This is a genomic window from Acinetobacter lactucae (assembly GCF_013344765.1).
GTDB classification, from domain to species: Bacteria; Pseudomonadota; Gammaproteobacteria; order Pseudomonadales; family Moraxellaceae; genus Acinetobacter; species Acinetobacter lactucae_A.
Window position 1 is genome coordinate 1 of record NZ_JABVBF010000468.1, and the last position, 255, is coordinate 255.

The window sequence follows — 255 nt, forward strand, 5'->3', positions numbered from 1 at the left end:
AGACTGTGCCTGTACCTGGCAATGAGGTATTGCCTGCAGGGTCAGTCGCTGTTGCAGTCACTGTATCGCCATCCACCAGAGTACCTGGGTTTGGCACTGACCAGCTACCGTCTGTACCTGCAACTACGGTTGCAGTCGTACCATCCGGGAAGCTCACAGTTACAGTTGAACCTGCTTCTGCTGTACCGCTGATTGGGTCAGTGGCATTGATCGGATCAAGTACCGGTGCATTTGGTGCAACGGTATCAATCGTTA

1 protein-coding gene is annotated in these 255 nt (G+C 52.9%); it reads right to left on the reverse strand.

The window, feature by feature from the left end:
* A partial coding sequence (locus tag HUN22_RS17880; RefSeq protein WP_254617581.1) for an Ig-like domain-containing protein occupies positions 1–255 on the reverse strand: 255 nt, incomplete at both ends.